This is a genomic window from Corynebacterium vitaeruminis (assembly GCF_001054325.1).
Taxonomy (GTDB): domain Bacteria; phylum Actinomycetota; class Actinomycetes; order Mycobacteriales; family Mycobacteriaceae; genus Corynebacterium; species Corynebacterium vitaeruminis_A.
Genome location: NZ_JVVM01000020.1, coordinates 120,414 through 133,208 on the forward strand (window position 1 = coordinate 120,414; position 12,795 = coordinate 133,208).

Here is a 12,795-nt window from a genome sequence, read left to right on the forward strand (position 1 = left end):
CTGACGTTTTAGTTGGTGACAGTGACGCTGCCGTCGGCGTTGACAACGACGTCGGCGGCCAGAGCACGAGCCAGGTTCATGCGAACGTGCTGGCCCTCACCGTCGGTGCGGTCGAGCGGGTAACCGGACGGGATTGCAGTCTGAGCGAGGATGGAGTTGCGCTGTTCCTCAGTCAGCTTCGGGAAGCGGGTCTCCAGCAAACCTGCGTAACGCTTCGGGACAACAACTGGCTCATTAGCTGGGCCAACCTGCTTGAAGTCGTAGGTCATACGCTCGGTGTACTGCTCAACGGCAGCTGCGGTGCTCATGTACGGGGTGTCCTTGGCAACGCAGTTGGCGATGGTGTCGCCACAGCGGTATTCAAGTTCAGTGCGCAGCTCATCCATTGCTTCTTCGATGAGTGGGCGGAACTCTGGGTCTGCCCAACGGTCAGCTGCGGCCTGGTTGCCCATCATGCGGCCACCCATGACATCCAGCGGGTAGTGCACACCCATGACAATGCGCGAATGACCGGCTTCGGAAGCACGCGCCTGAATCTGCGGTGCGACCTCCGGCAGCATCATAGCCAGCATGGTCGAGGTCCATGCAGCCTTGTTGGTGTGGCCCGACGGGTAGGACGGCGTGGTCGAGTACGGGTCGTCCTGACCTTCGCGGTAGTAGCGCTCGATGCGTTCCGGTGCCACCACAAACGGGCGATCATAGCCGTATGCGTACTTCTCGAAGAAGGTCGAGCTGACCAGGCCACCACCGCGGGCAAGGTTGCCGGACAGCAGTGCCTTCACCTTCGGCAGGCGTCCCTCATCGAAGGCATCACGGAAATGCTGACCCAGATTTGCACCGAAAGCAGTGGAGATATTGACCAGTGGATCCAGGTAGTCGTCATCGAGAGCGAGTTCCTGTGCCTGTGGGTCGTTCTTGGCAGCATTGTTGATGCAAACAACGGTTTCGAGGTTCTGATCCATAACCTCTGGGTGCGTGTCTCGAACCTCGACGAACGGGTGGACCACGTAGAAGTAGAACCAGTTATCGGTAGCGGCATCCGACGGGTACGCGCGCACAATCTGGTCCGGACGGTACGGAGTCGGGGTCGGCGCATTCGGGTCGGTGTTTTCACCGGAAGACGACGGCAACGAGATGGATTCGGGTACCTCGAGGCCACCGCCAGGCAGCTTGATCCCTTCCGGAGCGGTTACATTCGCTGGGAGCGTAGAAACTGAGTCCAGGCGGTTACCCAGCTCGGCCAGCGGGTTAACCGGAGCCGCCCAAGCCGTTGCCGGCGTGAGCCCCATTACAACTGCCATCGCTGCGGTAGCAGCGCCGACGCGAGTACGAGTTGCTGTGCGCTTGTGCGGCTTCGAAGAAGACACTGAGACGTTCCTTTCCAGATTGCTGCCTGGGGCACCAGTTGTGAAGTGCCCTATAAGTCAAGGTCTGACAAAATCTTCACTCATGCTAAGGCCACGGTGAGGTTTCGGCGCGTTGAAAAGAAACAAGTTTCCAAAATGTTAGTGCCGATGACTGACAGTTTCCCCGTCGAGCACCGGGTTTTCACTGATAAATGCATAAAGAAACCGGTTGGCGGGATAAACTCCCGCCAACCGGTAAGAATTCACTACTCGCCCCAAAACGGGGTTAAAAGCGTGAACTACTTGGAGTAGTCGTAGAAGCCGCGTCCAGACTTGCGGCCGAAGTAGCCAGCCTCAACCATGCGCTTGAGCAGCGGCGGTGCGGAGTAAGTCGGCTCCTTGTACTCGTCGAACATGGCATCGGCGATGAACTTGATGGTGTCCAGGCCAACCATGTCGGCCAGAGTCAGCGGACCCATCGGGTGTGCACAGCCATTGACCATGCCAGCGTCGATGTCCTCTGCGGTTGCAATGCCGTCCTGCAGCATGCGGATAGCGCCTAGGATGTACGGAACGAGTAGGGCGTTGACGATGAAGCCCGAGCGGTCCTTCGCACGAATGACAGTCTTGCCCAGCGCCTCGGAAGCGTACTCGTACGCGCGCTCCGATTGAACATCACCCGTAGTCAGGGTAACGACATGCTCTACCAGCGGCAGAACCGGAACCGGGTTGAAGAAGTGCAGACCCATGACGCGCTCCGGGCGCTTAGTGGCTGCAGCAATGGACTGAATCGGCAGCGAGGAGGTGTTGGAAGCCAAGATGGCATCGTCCGACTCAACAATCTCATCGAGCTGCGAGAAGACGCTGGCCTTTACTTCCGGGTTTTCCACGATGGCCTCGATGACCAGCTCACGGTCAGCGAAGTCTTCCAGCTTGGTGGTGAAGCTGATACGGCCCATAATCTCATCACGTGCGGACTGCTCCAGCTTGCCACGGGAAACGGCCTTATCCAGCGACTTTTCAATACGGGCGCGGCCGGACTCGAGAAACTCCTCTTTGGCCTCCCAAACCTTGACATCACTGCCGGCCTTCGCACAGACCTCAATGATGCCGGAGCCCATCTGACCGGCGCCGACGATGCCTACTCGCGAGATGCTATTTGCCATTGGCGAATCTTCCTACCTTCTAGTCAGCATTGTGTTTCATCCGAGCGCGCGTTCGCTTAACGACGATTACAGCGCACTGGCTTTATTTACACGCTACTCACTTCCCCAGTTTCCCGGGTGCGCTTTGCAGGACTTTTATCTGAATTTCCTCCACTTGGCCTGAACAGTGGCTAGTACTGCATACGTTTTGCCAGTGCCTGCTGAATATCTTCCAGCTGCTGCCGAGACGAACGTGCCAGCTCTTGCAGGTCATTTCCGCCGTGCTTTTCCAGTTCCTCCCACTGGCCGAGCATCTTGTCCAGGCTGCCTTCCATCAACGTCAGGTAAGCCATATCTGCGTGTGGCCCCTCCTCGTTTTCAAGGCGGGTCATGGTAGCGGTGTCGAGCTTCGTCTCAGCCGGATCAACATCGACGCCGAGAGTCTTAACTAGCTGCGCTTCCTCTTCAGCAAAGACGGGCTCCGCCTGCTGCGCAATCTTTCGGGTCTCTTCCGAGACGGTTTCCTTTGCAATCAGTGTCTGCGATGCAATCTTCAGCGCCGCTGTATCTGCCGCCAGCTGAGCCAAGTTATCCCGAATTGCAGCACTGGAGGTAACAGCACCCGGTGCCTGGCTTGACTGACTTTGATTGCCCTCCAAGGCCGCCTTATCACTATCGCCACAAGCACTGAGGCCGACGACGAGAGCAGAAGCGAGCACAGCGGAACCAATACGCAAGCCACGCCCAATCAGGGAATAGACACCGCTACTGGGAGCCGCTGCACTATCGCGGATGGTGTCTGCGGACATTAGTCGACCTGCAGCTCGCCCATGCGATCCCAGTCCTGCTTATCCGGGAGTACCTGCGAAACAATCTTCGGGGTCTCTGTGAGCAGTGGCTTCATCGCCTCCAGCCCCTTGGCAAAGTGCTCGGAATTGACGTGGGCTTCGCCAGCGTCGTCATCGAATGCCTCAACGAGGGTGTACTGATTGGGGTCTTCTACGCTGCGGGACCATTCAAACCACTTGTTGCCAGCCTCTGCCCGGGTAGCAGCGGTGAACTCAGCGACGTGGTCCATCCATTCGTCGGCAAACTCCGGCTTAACTTGGTAATTCACAACGATAAAAATCATGTCGCCCACTGTAGGCGTGTCCAGGCAGAATTGCACCCTTCAACTAATAGAGTTTCGCTGAGAATTTTTCTTACGCTGACCTCAGGTGACAGTTATATTGGTTTGTATGATGAACACTCCGCTCATTCTCACCTACCAAGATAAGACCCCACGCATTCATTCCAGCGCTTGGATTGCGCCCGGCGCGGTCATTATCGGAGATGTCGAAATCGGTGCGGATAGCTCCGTGTTCTACGGTTCTGTTCTCCGAGGTGACGTCGCACCGATCCGTATTGGCCAGCGCACCAACATTCAGGACAATTCCACCGTCCATGTCGGCCGAGGCGTGCCCACCATTCTGGGCGATGATGTCACGGTTGGACACATGGCATTGGTTCATGGCACCACGGTTGAAGATGGTTGCCTCATCGGCATGAAGTCCACTTTGTTGTCGCGTTCGCGTATCGGCGCTGGCAGCCTCATTGCCGCAGGTGCCGTGGTGCTGGAAGATCAGGTAATCGACCCCCGTTCGCTGGCTGCAGGCGTTCCCGCTAAGGTACGTCGCCAACTCTCAGCCGAGGAGGCAGAGGGCTTCATTGCCCATGCAGGGCGTTATGTGGAAACAGCGTCCAACCACCGCCATCTCCGCGAGGTCGACCTGGATATGGTGACTTTTAACTAGACCACTGTCGCACCGGCAGCAGCCATTTCCGCTAGTGCGGCTTTACCGCGCTCCGGGTCGACCGCCGCGACCTGGTTGCTCAAAACGCGGACGGAAAAGCCTTCCTTAAGGCCATCGAGCACGGTTGCGCGTACGCAGTGGTCAGTCGCAACACCCACCACATCGATCTCTTCGATGTCAGAGGCGCGGAGGGCGTCGGCAAGCGAAACGCCAGCCTCCGTTGCTCCCTCGAAACCGGAGTAGGCGGCGGCGTACTCCCCCTTCGTGACATCTATACGCACGGCAGCGGGATTGAGTTGCTCGAAAAACGCGATGGCGCGCTGCATCCCGGGATGGATTTCCGCGCCCGGGGTTCCCGCGACACAGTGCTTCGGCCAAGTATTGGCGAAATCCGGGGTCTCGGAGAAATGCGTGCCCGGATCGATGTGATTGTCACGAGTGGTCGCGAGAACCGAATACTTATTCGCCGTGCCCGCGACATGCAGATACGTGGCGGTGTACGCTGCCTCCGCGCCGTCTACGGCAAGTGCGCCACCCGCGGAAAAGTCATTCTGAGCGTCGACGACTACCAGTGCCATGCGTGGGCGCGCCGGGCGCTGTTGTTCCTCGGAGCCGGCATCGTTGCTGGTATCTGACTCGTTGTCCGCGTTATCGGCGTTGTCCGCGTTGACCTGTCGGTAGATTTCGGAGAAGGAAGCGTTCATGGTCTATATCTTGCCACGCGTGCACATTTAAAGGAGCATGCTAACTATCAGCAAGACTTCAACAAGCTACCGACAACTAAGAGTCAATCCGGTGTAGCGGTTAGAATCGTTTCGATAATCCTTTGATACGACGTCGGCTCTTAGTCGCGTCCTCCAATGCGGGAGGTTTTTATGGCAGGCGGACTTGTCGCGCTGCTTGACGACGTTGCCACGATTGCACGCGCTGCAGCGGCAACAACAGACGATATTGCGGCTGCGGCCAGTAAAGCTAGCGCTAAAGCTGCAGGCGTTGTGGTAGATGACGCTGCGGTGACCCCTAAATTCGTCGAAGGTGTCTCGCCGAAGCGTGAGCTGCCGATTATTTGGCGTATCACCAAAGGTTCTCTAGTCAACAAAATCGTCATTATTCTGCCGATTGCGCTACTGCTCAGTCAGTTTCTGCCCTGGGCGCTGACGCCGATTTTGATGCTAGGTGGCACATACCTGTGCTTTGAAGGCATGGAAAAGGTCTGGGAGAAGATTAAGCACCAAATCTCTCCCGATCAGACTGAGCAGGAGCGGATGGAAGCAGCGACCAACCGCACGCCACAGAATGAGGATTCGCTGGTGAAGTCTGCAATCTTCACCGACTTAATTCTCTCTGCGGAGATTATGGTGATTTCTCTCAACGAGGTCGCCGATCAACCACTGCTCAATCGTGCGCTGATTCTGATTGTGGTCGCGCTTATCATCACGCTTGCGGTTTACGGCGTGGTGGGTTTCTTGGTGAAGATTGATGACATTGGCCTGCACCTGCAGTCCAAGGAATCAGCTGGCGTCAGCAAGTTTGGTGCGGCACTGGTCAAGGCCATGCCAATCGTCCTGACCACAATCGGCATTATCGGCACGTTTGCCATGTTGTGGGTCGGTGGCCACATCATGGTCGTCGGCCTCGACGAACTGGGCTGGCATCTCCCCTACCAACTAGTCCACAACCTTGAGCAGCTGTTTACCGGTGGCTTCCTCAGCTGGTTGGCCAACACCACCGGCTCACTGATTTTCGGCGCCATCTGGGGCGCGATCATTGTGGCGATTGTTGCCGTGCTGCCCTTCGGCCACGACAAACACGATGAGAATGACAAGAAGGGCGCAGCCGAGGCGTCTGCTTAAGAAGTCTGACGCTTAGGAGTACGTGACCTCACCGTCGACGTAGACCCAGCGTCGCGCGCGACGCACGAAGCGGGAGCGCTCGTGCATCGTGCCGATGCCCTCATGGTCATGGAAAGCCGCTTCAAATTCCACGATGCCTTCGCGGTCTTCCTCGCCACCATCGACAGTGTTAATAATGGTGAGCCCCTCCCACTTCACACCGTCATCCACATTGATAATTTCTGGGCGGTAGCGCGGATGCCACGTCCGCCAGATGTAATCCGCCTCGTGTGCGACGTAAGCGCTGTACCGCGCTGCCATCAGCTCAGCTGCGGTCAACGCCTCCCGCTCACCGCGGTGCAGCGGACCGCAGCACTTCCCGTAGAGTCCCCCACCGCACGGGCATGGATTGGAATCGGCCACGCGAGCGCGCGCGAAAAACGCGCTCCCGCTTCCTGCTCCCAATCCAGCCTCCGCCGCAGCACTGTTTTCTCGTAACTGCCGAACCATTGTTGCCAGCCCCTCCCCAATCTCACATGCGGTACTAAACACGTCCAAACAACGTCTTTACATACCTACCAATTGGTCCGCAGCACCGCTAGTCGGTTCAACCCCCGACAGGCTTGCCGACGGCTACCGCGTCGCCCTCGGCATTCCTTCCGCAAACCCCGCAGCGGATTGAATTCCCACCACTGCCCGCTCAGCGAACTGCTCGATGGTGGCCGAACCCGCGTACGTGAACGAAGAACGCACGCCCGAGATAATGCGATCAATCTGGTCTTCTACGCCTTCGCGGCCCGGCTCCAGGTAAATCTTCGCGGTCGAGATCCCCTCTTCGAACATCTCACGCCGAGCCTTCTCAAAGGCTTCCACCTGCGCATTTCGATTCTCTACCGCGCGGTGCGAGGCCATGCCGAAAGACTCCTTGAACATGCGTCCGTCGACGTCCTTCTGAACATCTCCCGGGGATTCGAAGGTACCGGCAAACCACGAACCAATCATCACGTTGGAGGCACCCGCAGCCAACGCAAGAGCCACATCGCGGGGATCCTTCACACCACCGTCTGCCCAGACATGCACGCCACATTCACGAGCCGCTGCAGCGCACTCGAGTACTGCGGAGAACTGTGGACGCCCCACACCCGTCTGCATTCGAGTTGTGCACATCGCACCCGGGCCAACACCGACCTTAATAATGTCAGCTCCTGCCTCCGCGAGGTCGCGAACCCCATCGGCGGTCACGACATTGCCGGCTGCAATTGGCACTGGTGGGTTGAGCGCACGGACTCGTCGTAAAGCATGGAGCATCGATTCCTGATGTCCGTGTGCGGTATCGACGACGAGTACATCGGCGCCTGCGTCGAGCAGCGTCTTTGCACGCCCCTCAACATCACCGTTGATGCCAAGCGCAGCACCGACGCGCAGCTTGCCGTCAGCGTCGACAGCCGGCTTATAGAGCGTCGCACGCAGTGCCCCCTTGCGGTTGAGAATTCCCACCAGCACACCATCTGCATCAACCACCGGCGCGAGCTTGCGCCCGGATGCGGTGAGCTGGTCGAAGGCATCACGCGGCTCAATGTCGGCAGGAAGCGTAAAAAGCGAGGTGGACATTAGCGTCCCCACCTGCGCAAAGTTGTCCACTCCCGCCAGATCGCGCCCCGTAATCAGCCCCACCGGCTTGTTATCTTCCACCACCACTGCTGCACCGTGCGCGCGCTTTGGCAGGAGGTGGCGCGCATAACCAGCGGTGTGGTGAGGCTTGACGACGATCGGGGTGTCGAAAACCAGCCCAGCGGACTTGACCTTGCGAATGGTTTCAGCGGCAATGTCAGCCGGGACGTCCTGCGGCAGGATGGCAATTCCACCTCGGCGAGCGGTGGTTTCGGCCATACGGCGCCCGGAGATGGCCGTCATATTGGAGACCACAATCGGAATGGTTGTGCCGGTGCCATCATTAGTGGACAAATCGACACCCATGCGAGAGCCCACGGATGACTTCGACGGCACCATGAAGACATCGCTGTAGGTCAACTCGTAGGGCGCGGACTGATTGTTAAGGAATTTCACATACACCAGGATAAGTCGATTTGCCCGGCGCGCACGACGGGAGTGGGCAGAGTCGGGGACCTGTAGCGAATACGGCCTGGTGTAGGTTCGTACAAGACTCCGTTGACTCAACCGGGATTCCTTTCCCAGGAAAGATGCTTAGCAAAATCTAATGAAGACGCCGATCAAAGATTACCTGTCCGAAATCGTCGAATCTGTCCGTCCCGATGAGTCTGGCGAGGTAGCGGACTATATTCCCACCCTCGCCGAAGCTAACCCCGACCGCCTGGCGCTGGCTATGACCACCGTGTCGGGGCGCACCTACACTGCGGGCGATACTGACGCTGAATTCACCATTCAGTCGATGTCCAAGCCCTTCGCTTACGCCGCAGCCATAACCGAACAAGGCAAAGACAAAATCGACAGCATTGTGGGCACCGAACCTTCCGGGGAAGCCTTCAACGAGCTGTCGCTGGAGCAGGGCACACATCGCCCGAAGAACCCGATGATTAATGTCGGCGCACTCGCCGTCAACCAGTTCGTGTGTCAGCCAGGTGCCGACTGGAAGAGCCGCACCAACCATATGGTGGACCTTCTCTCAACTTTGGCTGGTCGCAAGCTCCGCGTTGACTACGACGCCTACGAAAGCGAAATAGACACCGCACATCGAAACATGTCCATCGCGCACATGTTGGCTGCTTACGGCTTTATCGAAACCACGCCCCTCGATGCTGTCCGCGGCTACACCGCGCAGTGCTCCATACTGGTCAACACCCGCGATGTCGCTATGATGACCGCAGTGTTGGCCAACGGTGGCGTTAACCCGGTAACTAATCAGACTGTGCTCGACCGCGCGGTTGTTCGCAAAGTATTGTCCGTGATGGCGATTGCTGGCATGTACGACGAGGCCGGTGAATGGTTTACCGAAGTCGGAATTCCCGCCAAGAGCGGTGTCGCCGGCGGCTTATTGGGTGCCCTGCCAGGCCAGGCGGGGCTAGCAGCTTTTTCGCCACGATTGAACGACCACGGCAATAGTGTCCGCAGTATTGCCATCTTCCGGAAGCTCTCCGAAGACCTAGGCCTTCATCTCATGGACGCCGAAGCCATTGGCTCGCGTGCACTGCGCAGCACATGGGTCAGCAATGGCCGCTCCATTATTGAGATTCAGGGCCCGGTGAATTTCACTGCGGCCGAAATCGTTCTCAACAGGTTGGCGACTTCCACCCCGTCGGAAAGCGAAGTTGTCTTCGACATCAGTCGCGTTGGCTTTGTCAACCCGGTCGGACGCGCGTTGATTCTGGAAGCGATGCGACGCCTGAGCCACGAGGGCAAGGAGATTTTGTTCTACGACCCGGAGGGCGTGCTGCCCAACCCGGATATGGGCGAGGGGTTGCTGCCGGTCATCCTCCAGGACGCACCGTGAATTACGCTAACCGAAATCTAAAATGAGTGGCGTTCAGGTAGTCTTGAACGAGCGTAACGCCCGATAGGCAATAGCGTGACGACAACCGGAGGGATATAAATGCAGGTCAGCGATGTAGCGTTAGTCTTCGAAGGTGGCGGAACACGCAATAGCTACACGGCGCCTTTCGTCGAACGACTACTTCGCGAGGACATCGATGTCGGTTGGGTCGGCGGGGTAAGCGCCGGTGCCTCTCACGTAGTCAATTACCTTTCCCGGGATATCCAGCGCTCTATAAATAGCTTCACTGACTTCATTGCACAGCCCGCCAGCAGTGGCTGGCGCCCGATGCTGCGCGGACGCGGCTATTTCGATGCCGAGTACATCTATGAAGACGCGGGGCTTCCCGACGGCGCCATGCCACTGGATTACGAGACTTTTAAGAACAATCCAACTCCCTACCGGATTTCTGCCGTCCGGGCAGATACGGGCGAGACCATCAACTGGGGGCGGGAAGATATCCCAGATTTGCCTACGTTGATGAAGTACACCCGCGCCAGCTCAACAATTCCCGGTGTCATGCGCATGCCCTATATTGACGGCATCCCATTCGTCGATGGCGCGCTGGGATCATCGGGCGGCATTCCGATTAATGCCGCAGAGGCAGACGGCTTTAAGAAGTTCCTCATCGTGCTAACTCGCCCGAAGGGGTTCCGCCGCACAGCGCCTTCACGCCCACAGCTCCTGCGCCAGATTTTCCGTAGCAACCCGATGGTGGCAGAGCTTCTTATTACTAGGCATGAGCGCTACAATGCATCTCTCGATTGGGCTGCTGAGCTTGAGCGAAAAGGCCAGGCCTATGTTTTCTATTCCAATGACATGAGCATCACGAAGGCGGAGCGGAGGCGTCCGAAGTTGCTGCACAATTACGAGCTTGGCCAGGCACAAACTGATGCCGAATGGCCGGCGATTCGGGAGTTCATGGGCATATAGCTTTCGATACCTACAAGAAGCTTTTCGTTCATTCCTCTTTACTGTGTACGTAACCTTGTGTTAACCTTTGCGTAGCGAACAACCTCGTTAGGTGAGGCTCCTATATCCACATAGGCCACTGCCCTGCACTTTATCGAGAGTTTCGGCAGACTCTCGAAGCAAGGTCCCATCTCAAGTGGCCACCTTTAGTTGCGGCATCACATTGCCAACGCTCTTAGGCGAGGGAGCCATAATTTATCAATCAACAGAAATTCCCTCCTAGCAAAGGAGCTGGGATACCTGGAAAAGGATCCAAAAATGACACAGACACAGAACACCATCGCCAACTTCTTCAAGCCGAAATCTTCAATCAGCCCCTACAACCTCCTCCCCGACACCGTCGGGATGCATATGACCGAGTCGTACATTGCACTTCCGGAGGACATCACTGTCGGTGAGGCACTGAATACTTACGCAGCTGAATTCGCTGGTCTCGATGACGATACCTGTGTCTTCCTCGTCGATGATGAAGGCTACCTGACCAGCGACATTACGCTGAAGGAACTACGTGAATACGCCGACCGCGATGCCTACATGAACACCGTCGGCGCTCCGGTGAAGGTCTTCGTCAAACCTGAGGATCCGGTTGCAATCAGGGCTCGCCAGCTTATCGACGAGCGTCTCAGCGAGCTGCCCGTCGTGCGCAGCGGCAAGTTGGTAGGTGTTCTTACCGACCGCATCTCTGAGCGAATTCTTGGCAAGACAAAGGCAGCCAAGAAGCCGAAGAAGTCCAAGGGATTCTTCTCGCCGATTACCGCGTTTTTCGGTGCCGCCAATAACTAGGGCGACTAGCTTGGGTAAGCAACCCGAGTAACTCGAAAGGCCAGCTAGCGTTTGCTAGCTGGCCTATTCTTGTTGACACACTGTTTTATCCCCCCACAGGAGAGAAGTCGTCAGGAGGCAACCGTGACACGAGACTGGATTCGAGTAGCCCTGGGTATGTTCGCGGTTGCGTTTGGTGCCAACCTCTTTGCCCCGCTCCTGCCCGCGTATCGAATAGTCGATGCCCTCAACCAGTCCCAGGTCACCTTTCTATTCGCCATCTATGTCGCGGGGCTCATCCCCGCGCTACTCGTCTGCGGCCCACTTTCCGACCGGCTCGGCCGTCGCGCCATCATCCGCCCCGCACTGATAACCTCTGCCGTTGGCTCAGCAGTCCTGCTCACTGGCGTCTGGTTTCACTTCCCATCACTGCTGATAGGACGTCTTATCGTCGGCATTTCGATGGGCATGGTGATGGCTGCTGGCGCCTCGTGGATCAAGGAGATCGCGCCCGTCGCACCTCAAATTTCCGCCCGGCGCGCAACCGTTGCGCTCTCCGCCGGATTCTCCCTCGGACCACTGGCTTCAGGGCTGGTCGCGGAGTTTGCTCCCCGCCCCGACGTCATCCCCTACCTTGTTCATCTCGCATTGCTGCTTTTTATCGCACCGCTGACATGGACCGCCTCCGGCGGACTATCAGCGGCAGGTCACAGCGATGTCTCGCAACGGTTCTTCTCCTCCGTGACTCTAAGCCCGAGATTCCTGTGGGCAGTCGCCGCTTGGGCACCGTGGGTCTTCGGTGCCGCGTGCACATCGTTCGTCGTCCTTCCAACAATCGCCGAGTCCCGCTACCCCATTGCCTTCGCAGGACTCATCGCCTGCCTCACGATGGGCACCGGCGTTCTGGTGCAACCACTGGTCACTCGCATCAGTTCCAGCAGCTTTATCCCACCGGCTATTTTCGGTCTTGGCTTGACGACGGTCGGAATGCTGCTCAGCCTCATCGTCGCACTCACCCAGAACGTGTGGAGCGTTTTCCCCGCTGCCCTGGCCCTAGGTGCCGCGTACGGCGTGATGATGGTCTCCGGCCTCCGCGAAGTGCAAATTATCGCACCACCTGCTGAGCTGGGTGCTGCCACTGCCATCTACTATTCGCTGACATATGTAGGTTTCTTCGCTCCTTTTGTCATTTCTTTCGCGGCACCGAAATTCGGGTTCGTGCCTGTTTTCATCTTCGGTGCGATCATCGCGTTGACCTCCATGTATCCCGTGGCGAAGGTTGCACAGTCTGCAGTGGCCACTGAAGGAACGTCGTAAAGCAGACGCGACTGGAAACCTTGTTTTGAGAAGCGAGCGGTGACGAGCTCTTGTATTCTTTCTTTCACCAAAGTTTGACTTCTGCTCAGGGCGCCTGGGCAGATGGCATAGGTTGTTGAT

Annotated in this window: 13 protein-coding genes; 6 read left to right on the forward strand and 7 right to left on the reverse strand. The window is 57.6% G+C overall.

The window, feature by feature from the left end:
* Positions 1–8: 8 nt before the first annotated feature.
* From ADA16_RS04745 to ADA16_RS04760, 4 genes are all read right to left on the reverse strand, one after another.
* A complete protein-coding gene (locus ADA16_RS04745) occupies positions 9–1,367 on the reverse strand; it encodes an acid phosphatase (protein ID WP_048759647.1) in 1,359 nt (452 codons plus the stop codon).
* Positions 1,368–1,645: 278 nt separating this feature from the next.
* Positions 1,646–2,512 (reverse strand): 3-hydroxybutyryl-CoA dehydrogenase, encoded by an 867-nt coding sequence (locus ADA16_RS04750; RefSeq protein WP_048759650.1) that lies wholly within the window; start codon positions 2,510–2,512, stop codon positions 1,646–1,648.
* A gap of 170 nt (positions 2,513–2,682) precedes the next feature.
* Positions 2,683–3,300 carry a hypothetical protein gene (locus ADA16_RS04755; protein ID WP_048759652.1) on the reverse strand — a complete coding sequence of 206 codons (618 nt, stop codon included), beginning with the start codon at positions 3,298–3,300 and terminating at the stop codon, positions 2,683–2,685.
* Positions 3,300–3,623: a putative quinol monooxygenase gene (locus tag ADA16_RS04760; protein WP_048759955.1), complete on the reverse strand. Its 324-nt coding sequence runs from the start codon at positions 3,621–3,623 to the stop codon at positions 3,300–3,302. Before ADA16_RS04760 ends, ADA16_RS04755 begins: the two co-directional genes overlap by 1 nt.
* A 106-nt stretch (positions 3,624–3,729) precedes the next feature.
* Here ADA16_RS04760 and ADA16_RS04765 point away from each other — a divergent pair, with 106 nt between their 5' ends.
* Entirely contained in the window at positions 3,730–4,284 is a 555-nt protein-coding gene (locus ADA16_RS04765) for a gamma carbonic anhydrase family protein (RefSeq protein ID WP_048759654.1), read from the forward strand.
* Here ADA16_RS04765 and ADA16_RS04770 read toward each other — a convergent pair.
* Positions 4,281–4,988, reverse strand: a complete 708-nt coding sequence (locus ADA16_RS04770) for an isochorismatase family protein (RefSeq protein WP_082150655.1) — start codon at positions 4,986–4,988, stop codon at positions 4,281–4,283. The genes ADA16_RS04765 and ADA16_RS04770 overlap by 4 nt on opposite strands.
* Positions 4,989–5,159: 171 nt before the next feature.
* On the opposite strand from ADA16_RS04770, the gene ADA16_RS04775 reads away from it, so the two are divergent.
* Positions 5,160–6,137: a DUF808 domain-containing protein gene (locus ADA16_RS04775; RefSeq protein WP_048759656.1), complete on the forward strand. Its 978-nt coding sequence runs from the start codon at positions 5,160–5,162 to the stop codon at positions 6,135–6,137.
* A gap of 12 nt (positions 6,138–6,149) precedes the next feature.
* Here ADA16_RS04775 and ADA16_RS04780 read toward each other — a convergent pair whose 3' ends face one another.
* Together ADA16_RS04780 and ADA16_RS04785 are read right to left on the reverse strand one after the other, a co-directional pair.
* Positions 6,150–6,668: a YchJ family protein gene (locus tag ADA16_RS04780; RefSeq protein ID WP_318155904.1), complete on the reverse strand. Its 519-nt coding sequence runs from the start codon at positions 6,666–6,668 to the stop codon at positions 6,150–6,152.
* 81 nt (positions 6,669–6,749) lie between these two features.
* A complete protein-coding gene (locus ADA16_RS04785) occupies positions 6,750–8,183 on the reverse strand; it encodes a GuaB1 family IMP dehydrogenase-related protein (RefSeq protein ID WP_048759662.1) in 1,434 nt (477 codons plus the stop codon).
* A gap of 151 nt (positions 8,184–8,334) precedes the next feature.
* On the opposite strand from ADA16_RS04785, the gene ADA16_RS04790 reads away from it, so the two are divergent.
* From ADA16_RS04790 to ADA16_RS04805, 4 genes are all read left to right on the forward strand, one after another.
* The gene (locus ADA16_RS04790) at positions 8,335–9,585 is read left to right on the forward strand and encodes a glutaminase (protein WP_048759664.1); all 1,251 of its coding nucleotides are present in this window, start codon (positions 8,335–8,337) and stop codon (positions 9,583–9,585) included.
* A gap of 99 nt (positions 9,586–9,684) precedes the next feature.
* A complete protein-coding gene (locus ADA16_RS04795) occupies positions 9,685–10,557 on the forward strand; it encodes a patatin-like phospholipase family protein (protein WP_048759666.1) in 873 nt (290 codons plus the stop codon).
* Positions 10,558–10,854: 297 nt separating this feature from the next.
* Complete coding sequence (locus ADA16_RS04800) at positions 10,855–11,379, forward strand: CBS domain-containing protein (protein ID WP_048759668.1); 525 nt, start codon at positions 10,855–10,857, stop codon at positions 11,377–11,379.
* A gap of 72 nt (positions 11,380–11,451) precedes the next feature.
* Entirely contained in the window at positions 11,452–12,675 is a 1,224-nt protein-coding gene (locus ADA16_RS04805) for an MFS transporter (protein ID WP_414629646.1), read from the forward strand.
* Positions 12,676–12,795 lie beyond the last annotated feature (120 nt).